This is a genomic window from Flavobacterium qiangtangense (genome assembly GCF_042658345.1).
In the GTDB taxonomy this organism is placed as follows: Bacteria; Bacteroidota; Bacteroidia; order Flavobacteriales; family Flavobacteriaceae; genus Flavobacterium; species Flavobacterium qiangtangense.
The window spans coordinates 15169-39648 of the sequence record NZ_JBHSQB010000010.1 but is presented as its reverse complement, the minus strand read 5'-3'; the positions used below and the strand labels follow the sequence as shown (position 1 = coordinate 39648).

At 33.6% G+C, this 24480-nt stretch carries 20 protein-coding genes; 15 read left to right on the top strand and 5 right to left on the bottom strand.

Translation table 11 applies throughout. The annotated features are described in order from the left end of the window. Positions 1–17 precede the first annotated feature (17 nt). Both ACFPVY_RS13995 and ACFPVY_RS13990 read left to right on the top strand, forming a co-directional pair. Positions 18–761, top strand: coding sequence for an RDD family protein (locus ACFPVY_RS13995; RefSeq protein WP_379792740.1), 744 nt, complete (start codon positions 18–20; stop codon positions 759–761). A gap of 46 nt (positions 762–807) precedes the next feature. After that, positions 808–1410 carry a trimeric intracellular cation channel family protein gene (locus tag ACFPVY_RS13990; RefSeq protein ID WP_379793081.1) on the top strand — a complete coding sequence of 201 codons (603 nt, stop codon included), beginning with the start codon at positions 808–810 and terminating at the stop codon, positions 1408–1410. On the opposite strand, the gene ACFPVY_RS13985 is transcribed toward ACFPVY_RS13990, so the two are convergent. Continuing rightward, on the bottom strand, positions 1411–3216 hold the full coding sequence (locus ACFPVY_RS13985; protein WP_379792739.1) for a gliding motility-associated C-terminal domain-containing protein: 1806 nt from the start codon (positions 3214–3216) through the stop codon (positions 1411–1413). It lies immediately after the preceding gene. Between the two features lie 138 nt (positions 3217–3354). Between ACFPVY_RS13985 and ACFPVY_RS13980 the strand changes: the two genes are divergently transcribed. The 7 genes from ACFPVY_RS13980 to ACFPVY_RS13950 are packed head-to-tail and all read left to right on the top strand — an operon-like array spanning position 3355 to position 11194. After that, entirely contained in the window at positions 3355–4332 is a 978-nt protein-coding gene (locus ACFPVY_RS13980) for a GNAT family N-acetyltransferase (protein ID WP_379792737.1), read from the top strand. Further along, complete coding sequence (locus tag ACFPVY_RS13975; RefSeq protein WP_379792736.1) at positions 4329–5426, top strand: DegT/DnrJ/EryC1/StrS family aminotransferase; 1098 nt, start codon at positions 4329–4331, stop codon at positions 5424–5426. The genes ACFPVY_RS13980 and ACFPVY_RS13975 overlap by 4 nt, the downstream gene beginning before the upstream one ends. Continuing rightward, positions 5427–6701 carry an O-antigen translocase gene (locus ACFPVY_RS13970; protein ID WP_379792735.1) on the top strand — a complete coding sequence of 425 codons (1275 nt, stop codon included), beginning with the start codon at positions 5427–5429 and terminating at the stop codon, positions 6699–6701. A 16-nt stretch (positions 6702–6717) separates the two neighbouring features. Beyond that, positions 6718–7482, top strand: a complete 765-nt coding sequence (locus ACFPVY_RS13965) for a glycosyltransferase (RefSeq protein ID WP_379792734.1) — start codon at positions 6718–6720, stop codon at positions 7480–7482. Beyond that, positions 7472–8908, top strand: coding sequence for an MBOAT family O-acyltransferase (locus ACFPVY_RS13960; RefSeq protein ID WP_379792732.1), 1437 nt, complete (start codon positions 7472–7474; stop codon positions 8906–8908). The genes ACFPVY_RS13965 and ACFPVY_RS13960 overlap by 11 nt, the downstream gene beginning before the upstream one ends. Before the next feature lie 47 nt (positions 8909–8955). Next, positions 8956–9861 carry a D-alanyl-lipoteichoic acid biosynthesis protein DltD gene (locus tag ACFPVY_RS13955; protein ID WP_379792731.1) on the top strand — a complete coding sequence of 302 codons (906 nt, stop codon included), beginning with the start codon at positions 8956–8958 and terminating at the stop codon, positions 9859–9861. Continuing rightward, positions 9851–11194: a hypothetical protein gene (locus ACFPVY_RS13950; protein ID WP_379792730.1), complete on the top strand. Its 1344-nt coding sequence runs from the start codon at positions 9851–9853 to the stop codon at positions 11192–11194. The genes ACFPVY_RS13955 and ACFPVY_RS13950 overlap by 11 nt, the downstream gene beginning before the upstream one ends. Here ACFPVY_RS13950 and ACFPVY_RS13945 read toward each other — a convergent pair. Further along, positions 11145–12302 carry a glycosyltransferase family protein gene (locus tag ACFPVY_RS13945; RefSeq protein ID WP_379792729.1) on the bottom strand — a complete coding sequence of 386 codons (1158 nt, stop codon included), beginning with the start codon at positions 12300–12302 and terminating at the stop codon, positions 11145–11147. The genes ACFPVY_RS13950 and ACFPVY_RS13945 overlap by 50 nt on opposite strands. 44 nt (positions 12303–12346) lie before the next feature. Between ACFPVY_RS13945 and ACFPVY_RS13940 the strand changes: the two genes are divergently transcribed. Further along, a complete protein-coding gene (locus ACFPVY_RS13940) occupies positions 12347–13192 on the top strand; it encodes a glycosyltransferase (protein ID WP_379792727.1) in 846 nt (281 codons plus the stop codon). Next, entirely contained in the window at positions 13185–13592 is a 408-nt protein-coding gene (locus ACFPVY_RS13935; RefSeq protein WP_379792726.1) for a sugar 3,4-ketoisomerase, read from the top strand. The genes ACFPVY_RS13940 and ACFPVY_RS13935 overlap by 8 nt, the downstream gene beginning before the upstream one ends. Here ACFPVY_RS13935 and ACFPVY_RS13930 read toward each other — a convergent pair. From ACFPVY_RS13930 to ACFPVY_RS13920, 3 genes are read right to left on the bottom strand one after another with little or no spacing between them, the layout of a single operon-like run. Beyond that, a complete protein-coding gene (locus tag ACFPVY_RS13930) occupies positions 13572–14501 on the bottom strand; it encodes a glycosyltransferase family 2 protein (protein ID WP_379792725.1) in 930 nt (309 codons plus the stop codon). The two genes, ACFPVY_RS13935 and ACFPVY_RS13930, sit on opposite strands and share 21 nt — an antisense overlap. A 3-nt stretch (positions 14502–14504) precedes the next feature. Next, entirely contained in the window at positions 14505–15389 is an 885-nt protein-coding gene (locus ACFPVY_RS13925) for a glycosyltransferase family 2 protein (protein ID WP_379792724.1), read from the bottom strand. Further along, positions 15389–16072, bottom strand: coding sequence for a cell division ATP-binding protein FtsE (locus ACFPVY_RS13920; protein WP_379792723.1), 684 nt, complete (start codon positions 16070–16072; stop codon positions 15389–15391). Before ACFPVY_RS13920 ends, ACFPVY_RS13925 begins: the two co-directional genes overlap by 1 nt. Before the next feature lie 584 nt (positions 16073–16656). On the opposite strand from ACFPVY_RS13920, the gene ACFPVY_RS13915 reads away from it, so the two are divergent. The 4 genes from ACFPVY_RS13915 to asnB all read left to right on the top strand — a co-directional run bounded on the left by ACFPVY_RS13915 (position 16657) and on the right by asnB (position 23876). After that, positions 16657–19674, top strand: a complete 3018-nt coding sequence (locus ACFPVY_RS13915) for a tetratricopeptide repeat protein (protein ID WP_379792722.1) — start codon at positions 16657–16659, stop codon at positions 19672–19674. A 33-nt stretch (positions 19675–19707) separates the two neighbouring features. Further along, positions 19708–21471, top strand: a complete 1764-nt coding sequence (locus ACFPVY_RS13910) for a TonB-dependent receptor (protein WP_379792721.1) — start codon at positions 19708–19710, stop codon at positions 21469–21471. Positions 21472–21556: 85 nt separating this feature from the next. Beyond that, the gene (locus tag ACFPVY_RS13905; RefSeq protein ID WP_379792720.1) at positions 21557–22006 is read left to right on the top strand and encodes a hypothetical protein; all 450 of its coding nucleotides are present in this window, start codon (positions 21557–21559) and stop codon (positions 22004–22006) included. Between the two features lie 253 nt (positions 22007–22259). Beyond that, positions 22260–23876, top strand: coding sequence for an asparagine synthase B (gene asnB / locus ACFPVY_RS13900; RefSeq protein WP_379792719.1), 1617 nt, complete (start codon positions 22260–22262; stop codon positions 23874–23876). Positions 23877–24480: the final 604 nt, after the last annotated feature.

Below are 24480 nucleotides of genomic sequence, written 5' to 3'. Positions count from 1 at the left end.
TTGCTAAAATATAAAATATGACACAATTATCAATCAATACGACGCAAAATGTCAATATAAATTTTGAAGCCGCTTCTGTAGGAGAAAGAATACTTGCGTTTTTCCTCGATAATTTGGTCAAGATCGCTTACATCATCGTGATTTATTACATCTTTTTTTATTTTTTAGGGATAAATAAATTAATCTCCACGATGGATCGCTGGTCTGCGGCGTCGATTCAAATTTTCTTTTATTTCCCGGTGATGTTTTATTCGCTTTTGCTAGAAAGTTTTTTTGAAGGACAAACCATCGGAAAACGTCTTTTAAAGATGAAAGTTGTAAAAATTGACGGTTATCAAGCTTCGTTTGGAGATTATCTGATGCGCTGGGTTTTTAGAATTATCGACGTGAATTTCAGTTTTGGAATCGTGGGATTGGTTTCGATCGTAACCAGCAAAAAATCACAGCGTTTGGGCGATATGACTGCGGGAACTTCTGTAATTTCTTTGAAAAATAACATCAATATCAATCATACTATTTTGGAAGAAATCGGCGAAAGCTATGTTCCAACGTATCCTTTGGTTATAAAATTAAGCGATAATGACGCCCGAATTATAAAGGAAACTTTTCACGCCGCAAGCCGAAATAAGGATTATCAAGTCATCTATAAATTGCGAGCGAAAGTGGAAGAAGTGACCGGAATCAAAAACCAATCTGGGAACGACGAAGATTTTTTGCGAACGATCTTAAAAGATTACAATTTTTATACTCAAAATATGTAATTACGGAGTACTTTTGTAGCCCGAAATTAATAATTGCAAATTGAAAATCTTTTACCTTTTAGATATAATCGGAACGTGTGCGTTCGCGGTTTCTGGCGCTTTAACGGCGATGAACAAAAAACTCGATCCGTTTGGCGTTTTTATCATTGCTTTTGTAACAGCAGTTGGTGGCGGAACGTTGCGCGATATTTTAATAGGACGAACTCCGGTTGGCTGGATGCGTGATTTGAATTACGTTTACTTGATTATCTTGGGCTATTTCTTGGCAATTATTTTTCGAAAAAAATTAGACAGATTACGAACTTCCTTATTTTTATTTGATACAATCGGACTCGGAGTTTTCACGTTAATCGGTTTAGAACGCGGGCTTGACACAAATCTTCATCCGGTAATTTGCATCGCTTTAGGAACAATGACCGCTTGTTTTGGAGGCGTAACCAGAGATATTTTGTGCAACGAAATTCCGGTGGTTTTCAGAAAAGAAATTTATGCCACGATTTGTATTATCGGCGGTATTTTGTTCTTCATTTTAAAGCGATGGAATTTGGACAACAACGTGCTTTACCTGATTGTTTCGAGCGTAATGATCACGATTCGATTGATGGCCGTGAAATTTAAGTGGTATCTTCCGGCGTTGGAACCAAAATAATTATCGGGTCAAATACACAAATCCCGTCAAAGGATTAGGATAATCTGGATCATTTAGATTTAAAATATAGAAATAAGTTCCGTCTGGAACATCGCCAATTTGCACTTCAACGCCTTTTGACGATTGCCCAAACCAATTTTCAGAATTATTGTCGCCTTCCCAAACCAATCTTCCCCAACGGCTGTAAATATACAACTTGAAATTGGTGAAAATATCACGCAATCCTTCAAAAAATAAATAGTCATTCAAACCGTCATTATTCGGAGTCACAGCGTTGTAAGGTTTTGGCGGACAGTTTTTTGTCTCCAATAAAAAGGAAGTAATGCTGTAGCAATTTTCGTCTTGAATTCGAACAAAAATTTCCTTCGGAGTTGTGGTTGTCGTATAATTATGCGGATTTAAAATTGGATTTGTGTTTGAATTTGCATCTGAATTTGTCCCAAAAAACTGCACCACACAATTTGGATCTACCTTCACGATTTCTTCGTAAGCCGAAAAGTCAAAAGTTCCTTTTTTCAATCCTAAATTACAAGAAAGTAAGTTTTCCAAAGGATTAAATTCGGGAGAAAATAAAAGCGAAACTTCCACAGAAAAACTATTGTTATTTTCGTTGATTTCGGTTACAATTCCGGTTCCATTTCCAATGTCATCCACAACAAATTCCAGCGTAAAATTATCGAGAATTGCATCAGGAATCGTCAATAAAATTGAATCGCTTAAACTTCCTTCCAAAGGTAAAATTGCATTGGTTTCGGTCGTTTCGATCAAATATCCGTCGGCATAAATCGCAATCGGAGTTCCGGCCGGAAGCGGATTTGTACTATTCAAATTATAAACCGTGTAATCGACCAAAATTTCTCTCGAATTACATTCTAAATTTACGTTATCGATAACAATTGTCGCATCCGGAAGCTGACTGTTCAACTTGGTCACCACGGTACTGATCATCACAAAATCTTGTCCCGAAGTCAGTTTTATTTCCGCTGTTGGAACTCCAATTTGCAGGTAATTTTGGATATCATAAACATCCAAATCCATATTGTACAAAGTCGTCGAACCTGTAAAACTATTGGTTCCGTTAAACGCATTATTCGCCGGATTTAAAGGATTGCTCAAGATATTTCCGTTAAACCGAAGCGTTTCGTTTACGGCCAAATTTTTATCGCCTTCCCAAGCTACAAAACCAATTTTTGCGCCAATATTATCAATTACATTTAAGCTATTTAAATTTAAAGTAAGATTTTGTTGGGTCTGAGAAACGCCTTGCAAACCATCATAAACATTGAGCTGATTCAACGGAAGATTGTTGTTTTTATATACAATTACAATTGCCCAGCCGGCAAAATTCGTGCGATTACTGCAATAATGTGTCGCATCTAAAAACGGAGTGACATCTAAATCTGAAAGCGTGTAATTTCCGTTTCCGGAAGCTAAAATCTGATCTGTGACGTCTGCAAACGCGCAAAAATAATCAAAACCATTCTGAAAAAGTGGAAAATTTCTTTGAGAATTTACGGATGTTCCGTTGAGTTTTACCTCAAAATCGCCAGTTCCAGAACCTGCCCAATAAAGATAGGCTTTCTGAATTTCATCATTTGGCAAAAGATTCAAATTCGCAGACGAAGAAGTGCCTGTGATATTGCACAAAGTATTCAGATTATTCTCTGAATTATTCATCGTGTTTCCGATAAAGATAAAATCAAAACGACCGTTAAATTGCTCATACAAACTCACATCCTGTGCAAAAGTTACGCAGGAAAACAGCAGAAAAAATACGAGATTTTTGAATCGTAATTTTATATTCACACTTAATTTTTTCGAGTTTTGAGCCTTAAAGATAGTACATCGCTGTCAAAGAATATGTTAACGTATTGAAATAAGCCTATTTGTAATTTGAAATGTTAGCCAAAAAATTAGTACTTTTCCCAAGTAGAAAACCCAGATGTGAAAAACTATACCGTCAGAAAATACCAACCAGAAGATTATTCAAAATGGAATGCTTTTATCGGCAATGCCAAAAACGCTACTTTTTTATTCCACCGAGATTTTATGGAATATCATAAAGATCGTTTTGAGGATTATTCATTGATTGTTTTAGACGGAGAAAATTGGGTGGCGGTTTTGCCTGCAAATGTGGTTGGAAACGAGATTTTTTCGCATCAAGGTCTGACTTATGGCGGATTGATTTACACCAATAAATTAAAACAATTTTCAGTGATTTCTGCTTTAAAAACGACACTTTCTTTTTTAGAAAAAAATCAAATTTCCAAGCTCACAATTAAATGCGTTCCATCAATTTATGCTGATTTTCCTGCAGACGAATTACTTTATTCGCTGTTTTTATCGGAAGCTAAATTGGTTAGACGAGACAGTCTTTCGGTGATTGATTTGCAAAAAGGATTTCATATTTCAAAAGGAAGAATGGAAGGCGTTGTAAAAGGCATAAAATCAGATTTAAAAGTTATTGAAAAAACAGATTTTGAAGATTTTTGGAACGAGATTTTAATCCCGAGTTTAGAAAGAAAGCACAATGCAAAACCTGTTCATAGTTTGGAAGAAATAAAATTCTTGCATTCAAAATTTCCAAAAAATATACGTCAATTTAATGTTTACAAGGAAGATAAAATTGTGGCCGGAACGACTATTTTTGAAAGTAAAAATGTAGTGCATTCACAATATATTTCGGCAAATGAAGACAAAAATGGAATAGGAAGTTTAGACTTTTTGCATCATTATTTGATTACCGAAATCTTCAAAGAAAAAACGTTTTTTGACTTCGGAATTTCAAATGAAAATCAAGGAAAAAAATTAAATAACGGACTTTCTTTTTGGAAGGAAAGCTTTGGCGCGAGAACGATAATTCAAGATTTTTATGAGGTGGAAACTAAGAATTTTATTAAACTTGAAAATATCTTGATATGATAAAATTCCTCGATTTACAGAAAATAAACCAGCAATATGAAGTAGCTTTCGAAGAGAAACTGAAAGCGTTTATGCAAAAAGGCTGGTACATTTTAGGCGATGAAGTGAAAGCTTTTGAAACTAATTTTGCGAATTATTGTGGTACAAAATATTGCATTGGAGTGGGGAATGGGCTCGACGCTTTGGTTTTGATTTTTAAAGCCTACATTCAACTTGGCAAAATCAAAAAGGGCGATGAAATTATTGTTCCAGCAAATACTTACATCGCGAGTATTTTGGCGATTTTAGAAGCTGATTTAGTTCCGGTTTTGGTGGAGCCAATTTTGGAAACTTATAACTTAGATCCAAGAGAAATTCAAGAAAAAATTACGCCAAAGACAAAAGCGATTTTGGCAGTTCATCTTTATGGACAATTGTCTGATATGAATTCGATAAATGAAATCGCAGTAAAAAATAATCTTTTGGTAATCGAAGATTCGGCGCAATCTCACGGAGCGATTTTAGAAAATAAAAAAGCCGGAAATTTGGGAAATGCTTCAGGTTTTAGCTTTTACCCTGGGAAAAATTTGGGTGCGTTAGGCGATGCTGGAGCAATTACAACCAATGATGACGAATTGGTAAAAATGCTGTTTTCGTTACGGAATTATGGATCTGAAAAAAAATATGTAAACGATTTTATCGGCGTAAATTCTCGTTTGGATGAATTACAAGCCGGATTCTTGAATATAAAATTACCAAATTTAGACAACGAAAATCGTTTTCGAAAAGAGATTGCAAAACGTTATATTTCTGAAATTAAAAACGATAAGATTACGTTGCCTTTTTATGATAATTCCGAAAATCATGTGTTTCACGTTTTTGTAATCAGAACAAAAAATCGAGATGAATTGCAAGAATTTTTATTGGCAAATAACATTCAAACATTGATTCATTATCCGATTCCGCCACACAAACAAAAGGCACTTTCTTTCTTAGAAAATTTGTCATTTCCCATCACGGAAAAGATCCATAATGAAGTTTTAAGTTTGCCTATAAGTCCAGTGATGACAAAGGATGAAGTTGATTGTGTAATAGAAATTTTAAATAAATATTGATTGAATTTCAACAGAGAAATATTTAAAAGCTCGTTGTTTAAAGTTACTTCTTTGAACAGTGTCAGCGTTGTTTTAAAAATAATTACGGGACTAATTTCTTCAAAAATTATTGCAGTTTTTTTAGGCGCGCCCGGAATGGCTCTTGTCGGAAATATGCGTAATTTCTTTACTTCTATGGAAACGATTTCCACGTTAGGTTTTCAAAACGGAATTGTAAAATATAGTGCTGAAAATCAAGAAAATGAATCGGAATTAAAGAAAGTGATTTCTACAATTTTTTTCAGTTTGATTGGCGCTTCAATAATTTTTGGCTTAATACTTTTTCTTTTTGCAACAAACTGGAATGATGAAGTTTTTGGTTCTGATTTTTCGTATGGTTTTGTATTTAAAATTTTGGCCTTAACGTTACCGTTTTATGTGATTAACCTTTTTTTGATTAGTGTTATCAATGGTTTCGGGAAATTTAAAGCGGTGATTTTTATAAATATCTTTGGAAATTTAATCGGACTTTTAGTTTCTATCTTTCTGATTTACAGATATAATGTCGCAGGAGCGTTGATTTCAATTGCAATAACTCCGGCATTATTGTTCTTTCTTTCGCTTTTTTATAGTTCTAAAGAATTTTCGTTAACGAAGAATATCAGCTTATCGTCTTTTAATTTTTCAATCATAAAAAACCTCTCGTCCTATTCAATTATGGCGTTGGTTTATGGCTTCATCGGGCCTTTGGTTTATTTGGCAATTAGAAATTATATCATCGAAAATTTGGGAATCGATCAAGCTGGATATTGGTCTGCGATGGAACGAATTTCATCGAATTACTTACTGTTTATATCCACATTATTAAGCGTTTATTTTCTTCCAAAATTGGTTCTGGCGCAAAATAATTTAGAAACAAAAAAAGTGTTTTGGAGCTATTATAAAACCATTCTTCCTGTTTTTATTTTGTGCCTAAGTTTTGTTTATATTTTCAGAAATATTATTGTCAAAATTCTTTTTACAGAAGATATGTTGCCCGTTTCCAACTTGTTTTTTTGGCAGTTGGTTGGAGATGTTTTTAAAGCGTCTTCTATAATTTTAGGGTATCAATTCTTCGCCAAAAAAATGACCAAAGCATTTGTTATTACAGAGATTTTTTCGCTTACGACATTATATTTTTCCAGCATTTATTTTGTAAATATTTTTCAAATCGAAGGAATTGTAATTGCCCACGCTTTTACTTACGGAATTTATTTGCTGGTGCTAAGTATTTATTTTAGGAGAAGTTTGTTTTAATTTAAAAAGATTATTTTTGACAGAAACCGATTATAAAAAATTGGATAAAAAAATGAACGAATCGCTTTTTATAGTTCCGTTTTTCAATGAAGAAAAAAGAATGCCACTGGGCGAATTTTTGCGGGCATTTGAAACATTTCCTGAAATCGATTTTTTGTTGGTAAACGATGGAAGTTCAGATCAAACGCGGATTATTTTAGACGATTTTGCCATTAATTTTTCAAATGTAAAAACATTAGATTTAAAAATAAACCAAGGAAAAGCGGAAGCAATCAGAGCCGGAATCTTGTTTTCTAAACAATTTGAGTATCAATATTTGGGTTATCTGGATGCCGATTTGTCAACACCAATTTCAGAAATGATTCGGTTGTTAGCGTTTTCGAAAGCAAACCCAAACTTAGATATTACAATGGGAACCCGAATCAAACTGCTGGGAAATAGCGTCGTGCGTTCCTCAAAGCGACATTATTTAGGTCGAATTTTTGCAACGATAATCAGCAACTTTATTTTGAAAACGCCTGTTTATGATACGCAATGTGGCGCCAAAATAATTAAATCTGAAGTAGCACATTTTCTTTTTGAGGATAAATTCCAAACGCGCTGGCTTTTTGATGTAGAAATGCTCTTACGTTTAAAAAACGCTAAAGGAAATTTAGAAAATTACGTTGCAGAATTGCCACTTACAACTTGGATTGAAAAAGGAAATACGAAAATTAAGTTTAAGGAATTTGTCAATTTTCCATTTCAATTGACGAAGATATATTTAAAAGATGCTATTTAATTCAGTAGAATTCTTTCTTTTTTTTCCAGTAGTTTTTTTAATCTATTGGGTTTTCCTTGGAAAAAAATTAAAGGCACAGAATGCATTTTTACTAATTTCAAGTTACCTTTTTTATTCTTTTTGGGATTATAGATTTTTATCGCTTCTCTTGTTTTCCACTGTTTTAGATTATTTTTCAGCGCATAAAATTTATAATTCATCGCAAAAGGCTACTAAAAAATATTGGCTTTGGTTGAGCATAATTTTGAATTTGGGCTTCCTCGGATTCTTTAAATATTACAATTTCTTTATTGGTTCATTTGCAGAATTGCTATCAAATTTTGGATTAAAGCCACACATTTGGTCTTTGCAAATTATCTTGCCCGTCGGTATTTCCTTTTATACATTTCATGGACTTTCCTATATAATCGATGTTTATAAAGAGCGTATAAAGCCCGAAAAAAGTTTCATAGATTATGGATTATTTGTGAGCTTTTTTCCTTTGTTAGTCGCTGGCCCCATTGAAAGGGCGACGCATTTATTACCTCAAATTAAAAAGTCTAGATTTTTTAATTACGAAACAGCGATGGATGGGCTGCGACAAATTCTTTGGGGATTATTTAAAAAGGTGGTTGTTGCTGATAATTGCGCAAAATATGCCAATATTATATTCAATCAATCAGATGAATTTTCTGGAAGCACATTATTTTTTGGAGCTATTTTCTTTACTTTTCAAATTTATTGCGATTTTTCAGGATATTCTGATATTGCATTGGGAACGGCGAGAATATTGGGTTTTGATTTGCTTAAAAACTTCTCCTTTCCATATTTTTCAAGGGATATTGCCGAATTTTGGCGAAGATGGCACATTTCATTATCGTCTTGGTTTAGAGATTATGTTTACATTCCAATGGGCGGTTCGCGGGTTTCAAAATTAAAGCAAGTTCGAAATGTTTTCGTTATTTTTTTGCTAAGTGGCTTTTGGCACGGCGCAAATTGGACATTCATCGTTTGGGGATTTCTCCACGCCATTTATTTTCTTCCGCTGTTGTTATTGCAAAAAAATCGAAATAATTTAGACACACTTTCTGACGTCAAAATTTTGCCAAGTTTTAGAGATTTTTTAAATATTTTGCTGACTTTTGGTTTGGTGACATTTGCTTGGATATTTTTTAGAGCAGAAAATTTAAGCCACGCCTTTAATTATATTTCAGGAATATTTTCCAGTTCACTATTTACTTTTCCCGAATATTTTCCTAAAAAAGTTTTTTTAGTCATCTTTATTTTGATGGTGATTGAATGGTTTGGAAGGAATTCAAATCATGGTTTAGAAAAATTTGGTTTAAATTGGCCAAAGCCATTTCGAATCGCGTTTTATTATGTGTTACTTTTTATGATATTTTATTTTTCTGGTGAAGATCAACAATTTATTTATTTCCAATTTTGATAAAAACGTTTCTAAAAAAGATTTTTATATTCTTAATTCCGCTTTTAGTGGTGTGGATTTGTATTGAAATTTTTTATCGATTTGTTCCAAATAATTACACTCAAAAAGCTACGGAAATTCAAAATAATTATGATTCAAAAATTCTTGTGCTTGGAAATTCCCACGCATTTTATGGAATCAATCCAGACTATTTCAATGCGAAGACATATAATTTTTCGAATATAAGTCAGTCGTTATATTTTGATGAATTACTAATTGAAAAGCACTTGAAAAGTTTTAAGAATTTAAAATACATTATATTAACTGTCGATTATTTTTCATTGAGCCAAGTTGATAATTCTTCAGAAGATATTTATCGTAAATATTATTATGAGCAATATATGGACATAAATGTTCCTTTGATATCAAGATTTGACCCAAAAAGTTATAGTCTTACTTTGACAAGAAATTTAGAAATGAATATCGACTTGATGAAAAGTTATTCAAAAGAAAAAACTTTAGTGGAAGGAAATTCTAAAGGTTGGGCGATGAAAATTGGCACAAATCCGCAGTTCAATAATTATGAAACCGCGGTGGATGTAGTTGCAAAAAACGAAGATGGGTTATCAGATTTTCAAGTAAATTTAGATCGCTTAAATAGAATTATTAAATTGTGTTCAAAACAAAACGTAAAGGTTTTGCTGGTTACAATGCCAGTTACAACGCATTATGCGAGGCTTGTGAATCAAAATAAGTTGAGGAAAATTTATACTGACTGTAAGAGAATAGCATCCGAGCAGAAAAATTGCATCTATTTGAATCTTTTTCAAAATAAGAATTTTCAAAACGATGATTTTTATGACACCGACCATTTGAATGAAAAAGGAGCTGAAAAATGTTCTAAAATATTGAATAAGGTTATCATTGAAAATTCCGGCTTTAATAGCTTACAAAAGATAGAAAATGTTAGATAAAATTCTTAACTCAAAAGTATTCTGGTTTACAAATAGCAGAGAAATTAAGTTATTATTACTCATCGGATTGGTGTATCGCGTTTTGATGTTTGGTTTTTATCTGCATTCAAATATTTTTCCAGATAGTGGAGGTTTCGTCGAACTTGGAGATAGGATGAGCAAATTAGATCTTACAGGTTACGGTGGCGAAAGAAGCCCAGGTTATCCCTTGCTATATGTTCTTACTTTTCAGTCAACAAGAATAACTGTTATTTTACAATTTGGAATTGGTGTTATAACCACCATTTTTTGGTATAAGACGTTGCTGAATTTGAATTTTAATAAAAAAAATAGTTTTTGGATTACCTTATTTTTACAAAGCTTTTTAACCGTTTTTCTTTACGAAAGTTCTTTTTTGATAGAAACTATAGCCTTGTTTTTAATCAGTGTCATTTTTTATTTTTTAAGCAATGCCTACTTCGAAAAAAAGTCATTGAAACTAGAATTGTTAATGAGTTTTTTGATGGGATATTTGGTCATCGTAAAACCCTTTTTTGCTTACATTCCGTTTATAATTTATGGCTTTTCTGTGTTAAAAAATTTCCGGTTTTCAAATTTTATAAGTCAAAAATTGATAATTCTAGTCTTGCCATTAATAAGCTATTTTGGTTGGTCTTATGTCAATAAATTGAATACAGGATATTTTGTTTCAACAACTTATTATGGCTTAAATATTGCTCAGAATTGTGTTTATTTTGCTGAAAAAGGCCCAAAAGAGTATAATTGGATTAATAAGTCATATGTAAAACACCGAGAACTGTCTATAAAGAAAAATGAAGATGTAGCGATGACTATTTGGAGGTCGTATGGAAGCGGTGATTTTGATTTCAAGTGTTGGAACTTTGCCGATTTATCTAATGAATTAGGAAAATATGGCAAAGCTACAATCATGAAAAATCCAGAAGATTATTTACAACAAGTTTTCACACGATCATGGTTTGATTTTTGGTTAGTTTTCGGAAAAAAAGAATTTACGCCATTTAGGGTGACATTTTTTAATAAAGCAATGGACGGAATTTGGTTTGTCCAACATATAATCCTCTTGTTTTTTAAATTTTCATTCCTGTTATTGACTCCATTTTATATTTTCAAATTTTTGAGAGACAGAAAAGTGACAATGGAAATTATTATAGTTGCCATAGTTTTTGCAACTTCATTGTTGCAAGGTCTCGTTACTTACGGAACTAATTCAAAATATGCGTTTCCTTTTGAATTTTTGATGATAATTTTAGTCTTGCTTTTTGTCAAAAATTACGTTCGTTTTTCCAAACGTTTAAATATTTTTTTGAAATAAAAATATAATCGTGTTTACTTTCAATAAATTTTCTGGCGCGCTTTCCAATGTCGATAATTTTTATAGGATTTAAAACCAATTTTTCTATTTCTAAAGCGATTTCTTCAGAATTTGGAACAGCATTTAAAGCCACTTTTTCAGTCAAATTATAGTGTTCCTCAAATTCAATTGAAGCTCCGGTGAATACGACTTTTCCTTTTGCCATCGCTTCTAAAGCATTGTAACCTTGGTCAAACGCATAAACCATATCCAAAACAATATGCGCTTTGTCATACGACTTAATATATTTAAAATAAGGAACATCTTCCGAAATAATAATTTCTACTTTTTTTGGATATTTTTGCTTGATTATCTCTAAAGCTTCTTCAAAATATCGAATTCCTTTTTTGGCATAATTAACTCGATTGATGCCTAAAAAAATCACCACTTTTTCAGAAATTTCTATCGGAGAAAATTCAATTTTTGTAGAGTTTATAGGATTTGGAATGAACACGGGAGTGAATCCCATTCGCTCCATCGGAAGTTTGTAATCAATGTCGGAAACTATCAGAGAATTGCTATTCTTTAGTACAAATTCAAATTGTTTTTGGTAATTTTTATGAACATATTTTAAAGTATAATCAAATTTATGCTTTAAAGAATTATCTTCAAAGTAAGGAGTCAAAATTGAATATTCAAACTCTTTTTTTAGTAAATAATCTACAACTGGAGTTTCATCACCACAAACTAAAAGGCTTTTTGTTGCCGTTTTGTTTTGGTCAAAGAGTTTTTTCAAAAGTAAAATCCCAAATTTTGGATGGGTTTCAATAGCATCAGAATTAACTAACTGAATATGGTCAAAATCTTTTAATTTTTTCAATAAAAAATAAAAACGGATTCCTTTTTCGGTTTTCTGGAGGTCAATTTTAAAGATTCTATAAAACAAACTGTTGCATTTTCTCAAGAACCAAAAATCAGAAAAATACTTGGGATGAGTTGAAAAATCAACCGGATATTTTTTAAAAAAATCACCTGTTCCCACAATAAAAACATCATGTCCCAAGACCAAAAGTCCTTCTTTCAAGGAATTATGGAGCCTGCTGAATTCGCCTACCAAAAGTATTTTCATTAACGGGATAGAAATTTTTATATTTGTGTAAATATATAAACAAATTGGCAGACGAATTTAAAAAAACAGATTTAGAAATTTTGGTTTCAACCATGAACAGAAGCAATCTGGATTTTTTAATTCCGATGTTTCCATTTGCGTCATTTTCTGATTTTAATATTCTGATTGTCAATCAGACTTCTGAAAAAAAAAATTTAGTATCAGAATTTTCCAATGTAAAAGTTATTAATTCTTTCAAAAAAGGTTTGTCATCAAGTCGAAATATTGCCTTGAAAAATGCAACAGGAAAGATACTTTTAATAGCTGACGATGATGTAATTTACTTTCCCGATTTTGACCAAAAAATAATTGATTCTTTCCATCAAAATAAGGAAGCTTCTGTAATTTGTTTTCAAACAAAAACAACTGAAAATAAGCCGTACAGCAATTATAAAAACGAAAATTTATTGATGAACAAAAAGCAAGTTTTTTGGGTTTTATCAATTGAAATTGCTCTTAAAAGCGATGAAATTAAAAAGAAAAATGTTGTTTTTAATGAGTATTTCGGCCTCGGTGCAAAATTTGAAGATTCAGAATCGTTGTTTTTTTTGCGACGAGTTATTCATAACAATTTGAAGGTTTTATTTGTTCCAAAATATATTGTAAAGCATAAAAAATATTCGTCGAGCGATGAGCTAAATTCAGATCGATGGCTGTATGCAAGGGGCGCGAATTTGTACAAACGGTTTCAAAAATTTTCTTATTTTTTTCTTTTTAAACTCGTCTTCTTTCTTTTGCGGAAAAAGTTTATATCTTTCACAGAAATTAGGCACAAAACAAAAGTTGGTTTAAAAGGTATTCAAGATTATAAAGCACTTTTAAAAAGCAAATCAGAAAACTTGTATGAGTAACGAAAAAAACATCCAGATTATCGAAATCCCAAAGATTGCTGAACCTCGTGGCAATCTTTCTGTCATTGAAAAAGACGTGATTCCGTTTGAGATGAAACGAGTCTATTACCTTTACGACGTGCCGAGCGGTGCGGAGAGAGGAGGACACGCTCATAAAAATTTGCAGCAATTTTTGATCGCACTGAGTGGCAGTTTTGATGTTGTGATAAAAGATGGGCAAAAAGAGATAAAAATTACGCTGAATAAGCCAAATCAAGGACTTTTAATCAAATCTGGAATTTGGCGTGAATTAGAGAATTTTTCTTCGGGTTCCGTATGTTTGGTGGTGGCTTCAGATGTTTACAAAGAAGAAGATTACATCAGGGAATATGACGAATTTTTAGTTTTTAAAAGCACTTAATCGAATATTAAAAACTTCTAAAATAGACTTTGTGTTAAAAATAAAACGCAATATAAAAGCAGGAAGCTGTATCAAAAATCGTTGTTTTGCACTTAAATCTTTTAGATTAATTAATCGATAAAATCGTTCAAATTCGTTTTTTTGCCCTAAAATTTTACTTTTTAAGGCCATAGAAAATCTGTGAATTGCCAAAAATTTTCGCAGTTTGCTATTTGATTTTTCCTGTTCTAAATAATTGCAGAAATCAGTTTTTTTAGAATAATCAGTTTCAGATTTTGATAAGCCTCTTTTGTCGAAATTATATTTTGCACCAATTTTCCAACTAAAAATTATAGGATATTGTAATCCAATTCGAATCCACAAATCAGTATCTTCATCGGTTTTCAAACTCCTATCAAAATTTCCAACGGCGTCAAAAACTGATTTTTCGAAAATGGCACTTGACGTAAAAATCGCGCCTTGGTCTTGGCTTCCTTCAAAGAAATTAATTTTTATAATTTCTTGATGATTTGAGATAGAGTAGGTTGCCTTAAAAATTTTATTTTTGGTTTCAATTTCAATCGCTGAAGAAAAAACTTTTTCCTCAGGAAATTTTGCAAACAGCGATGCCATATTTTCTAAAAATGTAGGATACCAAAAATCATCCGCATCTAAAAAAGCAATCATTTTTCCCGAAGCTTTTTCAATCCCAAAATTCCGCGCTTGCGAAACACCTTGATTTTTCGTAGTGAAAAGTTGAATTCGTTCGTCGTTGAATTGCAAAACTTTCTCTTCGCTTTTATCTGTAGAACCATCATTGATAATGATAATTTCAAAATCAGTAAAAGTCTGATTCAAAGCACTTTTTAAAGTCGCTTCAATGAAATTTTCTTTGTTATACAATGGAATGATTACCGAAAATAAAGGCATAATTTATTCTTTTAAATTACAAAAATAGCCCAAACGATATAAGTCAAAAACCAACATTGACGGCTTTTTTCCGAGTAAATTCCTCAAAAATGAATTTCTGAAGGTTTTATAAAAAAGTAAAAATAAACCGTTCAAATAATATTTTTTCAAAGTATCAAATTTACCAGAAAGGCGAACATAATCGGCAGAAATCAGCTTGTTTTTAATCAGATAATCCAAACCTTGCAACGCTTCTTCTGATTTTCTTAAAAACACTTTACTGCTTTCCAAACCATTATGAATTGTTGGGTTTTCAATGTGAATCACTTTTATATTTGCCTTTTTCAAATCATAAGAAAACAAGGTGTCTTCATGTCGCAAATTCGGAATTTCTTCATTAAAACTAACATTTCTAAAAACCGATTTGCTGATTAAAAAGTTCAAAGTCAAAAAAGACAAATACACATTATCGTTGCGTTTTTCAACCGAAAGCGCTTCACGGGAATTTCCATAAAACCAGCGTAAAATATGGCTTTTCTCAGGCTTTTCTTCCTGATATTGAATGCCACCATAAACCACTTTTTCCTCAGCATTTAGATAGGGAATATATTTTGAAATAAAATTTTCGTGAACCGGAATCACATCTGCATCCAGAAAAAGCAGATTTTCAAAATGTGCTTTTTGAGCCAGTAAATTCCTGATGGAACTTCGGCCAATATTTTGCTCTAAAATAGAATAAGAGCAATTTTTTAAAGTATTAATGGGATTGTTTTCCGCTTGAAATTTGGTAGAACCGTCATCCAGACAAATAATTTCAAAATCAATATTCTGTTTTTCAAGCTGTTCAAATAAAATTGAAACCAGCGGAAATACATCATAATTATATATCGGAATCAGTACCGAAATCATTAAACCGTTCTCTGAACTACCTCAAAAACAGAACCGCTGTCGCATTTCAACGTCTTTGCCGGATATTTCATCAATAGCGCATAATCGTGCGTCGCCATGATAATTGTCTTTCCGTTTGCGTTAATTTTTCGCAAAACTTCCATCACTTCCACGCTCGTTTGCGGGTCAAGATTTCCCGTCGGTTCATCGGCAAGAATAATTTCGGGGTCGTTTAAAAGCGCTCTCGCAATCGCAATACGCTGTTGTTCACCGCCCGAAAGTTGGTGAGGCATCTTATTCGAAAAATGTTTCATGCCCACTTTTTCAAGCACTTCCTCAATTTTTGCCTGCATTTCAGTCTTGTCTGTCCAGCCGGTCGCTCTCAAGACAAAAACCATATTTTCGTTAATATTTCTGTCCGGAAGCAATTTAAAATCCTGAAAAACAATTCCAATTTTTCGTCTCAAATACGGAATATTTTTCTCTTTCAACGCCGCCAAATCATATTCTGCAATGCTTCCTTGACCTTCAGTTAAAGGCAAATCGGCATACAACGTTTTCATAAAACTACTTTTCCCAGAACCCGTTTTTCCAATAATATAAATAAATTCGCCGTGATTCACCTCAATATTCACGTTCGACAAAACAGCCGTTTTTTCTTGGTAAATGTTCACGTTTCTTAAAAAAAGCACAGGTTGCGACATAGTAATTTTGTTTATGACGTAAAAGTAATAAGTTAACGTTCGGTATCAAAATTTAATTGCAATTCATTGGTTGAAAATTTTCAGAAGCGAAAGTTCAGGCATTTTCAGCCATCCATTTTCCCGCTTTCTGCAGTAGTTTTTCCCCGAAGAAAAATCGGGAGAAAAAGCTACTGTCGCCAATCGGGGCTATCAGAAAAACCATTTGAATTTTTGTAAACGCTGTCCCAATCGTTGTCGATAAACAGTGTCGACGTCGGCATCCACAATTATCTTCTACAAACTTGTCATTCCGACGAAGGAGGGATCTCCTTTATTTGCTCACTTTGCTAAGATTCCTCCTTCGTCGGAATGACAATATTCAACCAAAACACAATCCCTTAAATGCCTTATATGGTAATTTAATAAGATAATCCACCTAAACTTTAAATTTTAGTGCAATTTTAAATCGCTAATCCACTAAACCCCAAACTCCAAACCATCAACCAAAAATTGTTAAAAATTTTGTTTACAATAAACCGAAACCCGCTACCGTTATAAACTCAAGAATTTGATATATTTGAATTTTAAACAAAACCAATCTCAAAATGCATAAAGTTTCAAGATTATTTCTGCTGTTCTCATTTGCCACAACCGCTCCGGTTTTTGCACAGCAGTCAGCAATTTACACAAACGATTTAAGGGAATACAATAAGGCCGTTTCGCTTTACAAAGACAAGCAATATCAAGCAGCACAGATTATTTTCGAGAAAGTGAAAGCCGAAAACGAAAATAAAAACTCTGATGTTGAAGCAGATTGTGCTTACTACATCGCCAATTGTGCCATTCGTTTAAACCAAGCCAATGCCGATCAATTGATGGAAAGTTTTGTGGAAAATTATCCAACGAGCACCAAGCAAAACCAAGCGTACATTGAAGTGGCGCATTACTATTTTGAGCAAGGAAAATATCCGCAGTCGATGAAATGGTTTGATAAAGTGGACGAAAGTACGCTAAGTCAAGACGACCGCGACAAATATAATTTCCAAAAAGGATACACGTTTTTTACTTCTGGAAATAAAAAAGAGGCGTCAAATTATTTCAACCAAGTGGTTAATTCTAAAGAATATGGTTCTCAAGCCAAATATTATTTAGGATTTATGGCTTATGAATCAGACGATTATACAAAAGCTACGAAGTTATTCGATGAAGTTTCGGGCGAAGAAAAATACCAGGACAAAATGTCTTATTTTCAAGCGGATATGAATTTCAAGCTTGGAAAATTTGACAAAGCTATCGAACTTGGAAAAGCGGCAATGGCCAAATCAAATGCTTTGGAAAAATCAGAATTGAATAAAATTATCGGCGAAAGCTACTTTAATTTGAAGCAATATGACAAAGCGATTCCGTATTTAAATGAATACAAAGGAAAAAAAGGAAAGTGGAGCAACACCGATTTTTACCAATTGGGTTATGCATATTACAAGCAAGGCGATTTTGAAAATGCCATCGCGCAATTCAATAAAATCATCGACGGAAAAGACTCTGTAGCACAAAATGCATATTACCATTTAGGAGAAAGTTATTTGAAATCTGATAAAAAACAACAAGCTTTAAACGCGTTCAAAAATGCTTCTGAAATGGAATTTGATGCTAAAATCCAAGAAGATGCTTATTTGAATTATGCGAAATTGAGTTATGAAATCGGAAATTCATACCAAAGTATTCCGGCAGTTTTGAATGGATTTATTGAAAAATATCCAAATAATCCGAGTAGAGCAGAAGTAGAAACTTTGCTTATTAATTCGTATATCACTTCAAAAAACTACAAAGAAGCGTTGGTTTTATTAGAAAAAAATAAAACTTCAAATAGAGAAGCGTATCAAAAAGTGACTTTTTATAGAGGTTTAGAATTGTACACTGACGGAAGTTATCAAGAAGCCTTGGCGATGTTCAAAAAATCTTTGGGAGAAAGAAGCAATGCCAAATTCACGGCACGCGCGACCTTCTGGAAAGCAGAAACAGAATATGTTTTGGATAATTTCAACGAAGCTTTGTTGACTTACAAACAATTTTCAGGAAATGCTGAAGCTGCAACTACGCCAGAATTTAAAAATATCAATTATAATATTGGTTATACGTATTTCAAGCTGAAAGAATACGACCAGGCGGCAACAAATTTCCAAACTTACATTACGAGCTCAAAAGACGATAAAGTTCGTTTGAATGACGCTTATCTTCGTTTGGGAGACAGTTATTATGTGTCTGCAAAATATTGGCCGGCGATGGATGCTTACAATAAAGCGATTGAAATCAAAGGAATTGACGCAGATTATGCAGGGTACCAAAAAGCAATCAGCTATGGATTTGTGTCTAGAAATGACAAGAAAATTGACGACTTGAACAACTTCGTGAAGAATTTCCCAAAATCGCAATTGCGTGATGATGCTTTGTATGAGCTTGGAAATACGTACGTTTCAGAGAAAAAAACAGAATTGGCGGTTCAAACTTATGATAAATTAATCGCCGAATATAAAGGAAGTTCATACGCTTCAAAAGCAATTCTTCGTCAAGGTTTGGTGTATTACAACGCTGAAAAAGATGAGTTGGCTTTGGCCAAATTGAAAAAAGTAGTTTCAGAATTTCCAAATACGCCAGAAGCTTTAGAAGCCGTTTCAACAGCCAGATTGATTTATTTGGATAATGGAAAAGTGGACGAATACGCAACTTGGGTTAGAACTTTAGATTTCGTGGAAGTTTCTGATGCTGAATTGGATAATGATACCTATGAAGCTGCAGAAAAACAATATTTGCAAGGAAACGTGAAACCAGCAATTTCTGCGTTGAGCGGTTATGTGGCGAAGTTTCCAAATGGTGTGAATTCTTTGAAAGCGAATTTTTATTTGGCACAATCTTACTTCACAGACAATTTGCCAGACAACGCCATCCCGAATTATGAATTTGTAATTTCAAAACCAAGAAATGAATTTACGGAGCAATCATTGGCGCGTTTATCGCAAATTCACTTGAAAAAAGCAGATTATGCAAAAGCGGTTCCGGTATTGAAAAGGTTGGAGACAGAAGCTGATTATCCGCAGAATATTACGTTCGCACAGTCAAATTTGATGAAATCATATTACGACCAAAAAGATTATGATAATTCAGTGGTTTATGCAGAAAAAGTATTGAATAATCCAAAAACGGATAATGCTGTGAAAAGTGATGCGCAAGTTATCGTCGCTCGTTCTGCTATAAAAATCAATGACGAAGCGAAAGCAAAAACAGCTTATGCAAAATTATTGACGATTGCCAAAGGAGAATTGGCGGCAGAAGCTTTGTATTATGACGCTTATTTCAAAAACAAAGACGGAAAATTTGAGGCTTCAAACACGGCTGTTCAAAAATTAGCAAAAGATTATTCTGGATATAAATATTTCGGAGCGAAAGGATTGGTGGTAATGGCCAAGAATTTCTACGGATTAAAAGACAGTTTCCAAGCGAATTATATCTTGGAAAGCGTTCTGAAAAATTTTAAAGATTACCCAGATGTTATCGAAGAGGCACAAAAAGAATTGGATATTATTAAAGGAGAAGAGGCAAAACGCAACTCATCAATTCAAAACTAATTTCATCTTATTCTAAATTTCAATACTTGTATTATGACAAATAAAATTCAATATAAAATTGCGGTACTGTTCGTTTTTGCAGGACTTCAAACCACTTTTGCACAGAAAAAAGACGAAAATATCGGTACGGAAGTTGTGAACGTTGTAAAACCTTATACGCCAACAATTTCTGATGCTTTTAAAGTAAAGGAAACGCCAGCTTTAGAAGACGATGACAATACGAAAAAAGAAGAAATTAAGTACAATATCTTTTCATTTCCGGTAGCTTCGACTTTCACGCCTTCAAAAGGTAGAGCGGCGGCTGTTGATAAATCAAAACAAGAAAAATTGTTCAGTAATTATGCGACTTTGGGCGTTGGAAACTACGGAACTTTAAACGCAGAATTGTTCGTTACCGAGAACTTGAATAAAAACGAATATATCGGCGGAATGCTTCGTCATCTATCTTCACAAGGAGGAATCGACGATATTTTGCTTGACGATAAATTTTACAATACCACTTTAGATTTGACTTACGGAAACCAACAAAAAGAGTTTTCTTGGAACGTTGACGCCGGTTATCAACACCAAATTTACAATTGGTATGGTTTAAGAAACGATTTTGCTACAGATTTAGCTGATCCAAACGACAGAATTAATTTAATCAATAGTATTGACCCACAACAAACGTATCAGAATATTTACGTAGGAGGAAGATTTGCTGCAAAAGAAAGTATTTTTAAAGATGCTACGTTAAAATTCAATCACTTTTCAGATGCTTTTGGTTCCTCAGAAAACAGATTTTATGTAAAACCAACAGTTGGATTTGAAGTTTCGGGACAGAAAGTTAACGCGACTTTTATCGTGGATTATTTAGGAGGTTCTTTTGAAAAAGATTATCAAGGAGGTGAAGGATTAAGTTATGGTTTTACAAATGTTGGTGTTCAGCCAAGTTTTACATATCAACAAGATGATTTGACAGTAAATTTGGGCGCTGGACTTTTTTATAGCATGGATAATGAAAACAGCGATAACAAGTTTTTTATCTATCCACAAATCACTGCAACGTACAGAATCGTGGGAGATGTAATGATTGCGTATGCTGGAGCTGAAGGAGGCTTGAAACAAAATACGTATAGAGATTTGGTACAAGAAAATTTCTTTATATCGCCAACTCCAACGTTCGGAATCAATCCAACTGACCAGAAATATGATATTTATGTGGGTATGAAAGGGAAAATCGCAAACAATGTTGGTTTCAACATCAGAGGTTCTTATAAAAATGAAGACCAAAAAGCGATGTTTTTGAATAATCCTTACAATAATGAAAATGTGAACAAAGAAGGTTATGCTTTCGGAAATTCTTTCGACGTGGTTTATGACAACGTAAAAACAATCAGTTTCTTTGGAGAATTAAAAGCAGATTTTTCTAAAAATGTATCTTTTGGAGTTAGCGGAACGTTCAGCAGTTACACGACAGACGTTGAAGAAGAAGCTTGGAATTTACCAGGATTGCAGGTCAATGCAAATCTTGATTTCAACATCACAGATAAATGGTATGCAGGAACAAGCGTATTTTTCGTTGGAGAAAGAAAAGACGTTTTTGAATATAAATCATTATTGAGAGAAGAAAAAGAGGTTACAACTTTAGATAGCTATTTCGACTTAAACGCACACGTTGGTTACAAATACAACGAAAGATGGACGATGTTCTTAAAAGGAAATAATTTGGCGAGCCAAGACTACCAAAAATGGTTGAATTATCCAGTTCAAGGAATTCAAGTTTTGTTAGGAGCTAGCTATAAATTTGATTTCTAAACCCAAATAATTTATACTTTTACCGCAGATTCACGGATGAATTAAAATCTGAGAATCTGCGGTTTTGTTTACAAAAAATCTAAAAATGACTCTCAAAGAAAAAGTACTTCACTATTACAAGCAATTGGTTCAAGATAAAATCGATGTCTTTCACGATATGATTTCAAATTTAACCGAAGACGCCAAAAACGACGCCAAAGGTTCCGCAGGAGACAAACACGAAACCGCTTTGTCCATGATGCATTTGGAACAAGAAAAACTGAATCATAAGATTAAAGAATATTTGGAACAAAAAGATATTTTAGACAAAATCGATGCCTCAAAACAAAACAAAATAATAGCCGTCGGAAGCTTGATAAAAGCCAACGGAATTTTATTATTTATGTCTTCGGCGTTGCCAAAAATAAAAATCGATGACAAAAACATTATTGCGCTTTCGCCACAATCACCATTAGGAAGCAAACTTCTGGGTCAGCAAGTGGATTACACCTTCGAAATCAACGGAACAAAATATTTGATAGAAAGCGTGGAGTAAGGTTTCAGAAACTAATTTTTTACCGCAGATTCGCAGATTATATTTTAATCTTTGAATCTGCGGTTCTTTTTTATAAATTCAAACCAAACATTACAGTTTAAAGCAGAAATTCTTTCATAAAGCACTCAAAACACTTTTTTAAGTTTTAAATTATAACTAAAATTCAAATTAAGCTTTATTAAATGAAACAAATAACCCAAATTTGCTTCAACAAAATAACCAATTAAATAATCAAGATTAAAAATATAAAGTTATGTGCGGAATTTTAGCAATTATAGGAAAAGGAAAAGATGAGGAATTAGTAAAGCAACTTTCTAAAAGAATGTCACATCGTGGACCAGACGAAAGCGATTTGCATGTTACTGAAAACGGCCACATCTTGAGCCACGAACGTTTGTCGATTATCGATTTGCATTCTGGTAAACAACCGATAAAAGGAACAAAAACTGCCTACATGGTTCACAACGGAGAAATCTACAACCACCAAGAATTGAGAGAAACTGTTTTGAAATCGCACACTTTCCGTACAAAATCTGACTCAGAAGTAATTGTGCATTTGTATGAAGAATTTGGTTATGACTTTTTAAATATGCTTGACGGAGATTTCGCTTTCGTAGTAATTGACGGAGACGATTTCATCGCTGGAAGAGACGCAATCGGAGTAAAACCGTTATATTATGGACTTGACGAAAGAGGTCGTGTTTATTTCTCTTCAGAAATGAAACCTATTGCAGACCAATGCAAAACATTCGCAACTTTCCCTCCAGGACATTATTATACACCAAAAACTGGTTTTGTGAAATATTACAAGCCAGAATATGAAGATTACACAAAAGCAACCGAAGCTTTAGATTTGACGGCAATCCGTGAATCTTTGACAGAAGCAACACGCAAAAGATTAATGAGCGATGTGCCAATCGGCGTATTGCTTTCTGGAGGTTTAGATTCTTCTTTAACATCATCAATTGCAGCGCGCTTGCTGAAAGAAAAAGGAAAAACATTGCACTCTTTTTCAATTGGATTAGATGCAGAAGCTCCAGATGCAAAAGCGGCAAGAAAAGTGGCAGAATTTTTAGGGACAGAACACCACGAAATCCACTTTACAATCGAGCAAGGAATTGCCATTTTAGATAAATTGATTTGGCATTTAGAAACCTATGACGTGACTTCAGTGAGAGCAAGCACGCCAATGTATTTCTTGTCAAAAGCCATCACAGACATGGGCGTGAAAGTCGTGCTGTCTGGAGAAGGAGCCGACGAAATCTTTGGAGGCTATCTGTATTTCAGAAACGCGCCATCGACAGAAGATTTCCAAAAAGAAACGATTGAAAGAGTCCAAAAATTATTTACGGCCGATTTACTTCGTGCTGACAAGTCAACAATGGCGCACGGTTTAGAAGCTCGCGTTCCGTTTTTAGACAAAGCATTTTTGGATTTATCAATCAAAATCAAGCCAGAAGAAAAACAGCCAAAAACATTCGACGGCGTAGAAAAATATATCTTGAGAAAAGCGTTCGACACACCAGAAGACCCATATTTGCCACAAGAAGTTTTGTGGAGACAAAAAGAACAATTTTCTGACGGAGTAGGTTACAACTGGATTGACCAATTGATTGACTATTGCTCGTCGCAAATCACAGATTACCAACTAGAACACGCTGGTGAAAGATTTACATACAACACGCCGACAACGAAGGAAGCTTACTTTTACAGAGACATTTTTCACAAACATTTCCCGCAAGTGAGCGCGGCGCAAACGGTGAGAAAATGGATTCCAAAATGGCAAGAAAACCAAGACCCAAGCGGTCGTGCAAACGCAGCGCACGTGCAAGCGGACACTGCAATTGCAAAGCCAAATGTTATCGCATAAATTTCAAATTAGGAAGTTTAGTTTGTTTGTTAAAAAGCGTCGCTGAAAAGTGACGCTTTTTGTGTTTAAAAAAAGTCAAGCAAGAACAATTTTTTGTTTTTTTGAAGCGAAAAACCGGTTATTTATCAGTAATCCATTTTCCCGCTGGAGCGACTCACTTTGCTTTTTCTAGCGCAAAAGCAAGAGTTCAAACAATCGCACCATCGGGGCTATTTGAGAAACTACAGGCACTTTTTTAAACTTTTGAATGATTGTGTGAAAATTGTTGTGAATAAAATATCATCCCGCTGGGATTTTATTTTTTTGCAAATTAAGTTCTATAATAATTTCACCTTTTAGGTTTTGTATTGCTGTCAAATTGGATTTGTTATAGTTTCACCTCTTTAAGTTTTTGTGTTCTTTTTGATAGAAATAAATTATCAACAATTTTAATTGTCAAACCCGTAGGGTTAAAATTAGTGTAGAAAAAAAGGATTGTCGCAAATGAACCCCGACTGGGTGGCATTATTATACGTTCCGATTGCGTCGAGGTGTGAATGTGTCCAAAAATGCGAGAAAGCTTCTCAAATAGCCCCGATGGTGGCAATTATCCTTTCATTTTTTT

What these genes read in the sequence shown, in the direction of transcription:
- ACFPVY_RS13975 (WP_379792736.1), top strand. Translation starts at nt 4,329, where the DNA reads ATGATAAAATTCCTCGATTTACAGAAAATAAACCAGCAATATGAAGTA.
- ACFPVY_RS13920 (WP_379792723.1), bottom strand. Translation starts at nt 16,072, where the DNA reads ATGTCGCAACCTGTGCTTTTTTTAAGAAACGTGAACATTTACCAAGAA.
- ACFPVY_RS13915 (WP_379792722.1), top strand. Translation starts at nt 16,657, where the DNA reads ATGCATAAAGTTTCAAGATTATTTCTGCTGTTCTCATTTGCCACAACC.
- ACFPVY_RS13935 (WP_379792726.1), top strand. Translation starts at nt 13,185, where the DNA reads ATGAGTAACGAAAAAAACATCCAGATTATCGAAATCCCAAAGATTGCT.
- asnB (WP_379792719.1), top strand. Translation starts at nt 22,260, where the DNA reads ATGTGCGGAATTTTAGCAATTATAGGAAAAGGAAAAGATGAGGAATTA.
- ACFPVY_RS13945 (WP_379792729.1), bottom strand. Translation starts at nt 12,302, where the DNA reads ATGAAAATACTTTTGGTAGGCGAATTCAGCAGGCTCCATAATTCCTTG.
- ACFPVY_RS13960 (WP_379792732.1), top strand. Translation starts at nt 7,472, where the DNA reads ATGCTATTTAATTCAGTAGAATTCTTTCTTTTTTTTCCAGTAGTTTTT.
- ACFPVY_RS13930 (WP_379792725.1), bottom strand. Translation starts at nt 14,501, where the DNA reads ATGCCTTTATTTTCGGTAATCATTCCATTGTATAACAAAGAAAATTTC.
- ACFPVY_RS13950 (WP_379792730.1), top strand. Translation starts at nt 9,851, where the DNA reads ATGTTAGATAAAATTCTTAACTCAAAAGTATTCTGGTTTACAAATAGC.
- ACFPVY_RS13910 (WP_379792721.1), top strand. Translation starts at nt 19,708, where the DNA reads ATGACAAATAAAATTCAATATAAAATTGCGGTACTGTTCGTTTTTGCA.
- ACFPVY_RS13995 (WP_379792740.1), top strand. Translation starts at nt 18, where the DNA reads ATGACACAATTATCAATCAATACGACGCAAAATGTCAATATAAATTTT.
- ACFPVY_RS13905 (WP_379792720.1), top strand. Translation starts at nt 21,557, where the DNA reads ATGACTCTCAAAGAAAAAGTACTTCACTATTACAAGCAATTGGTTCAA.
- ACFPVY_RS13925 (WP_379792724.1), bottom strand. Translation starts at nt 15,389, where the DNA reads ATGATTTCGGTACTGATTCCGATATATAATTATGATGTATTTCCGCTG.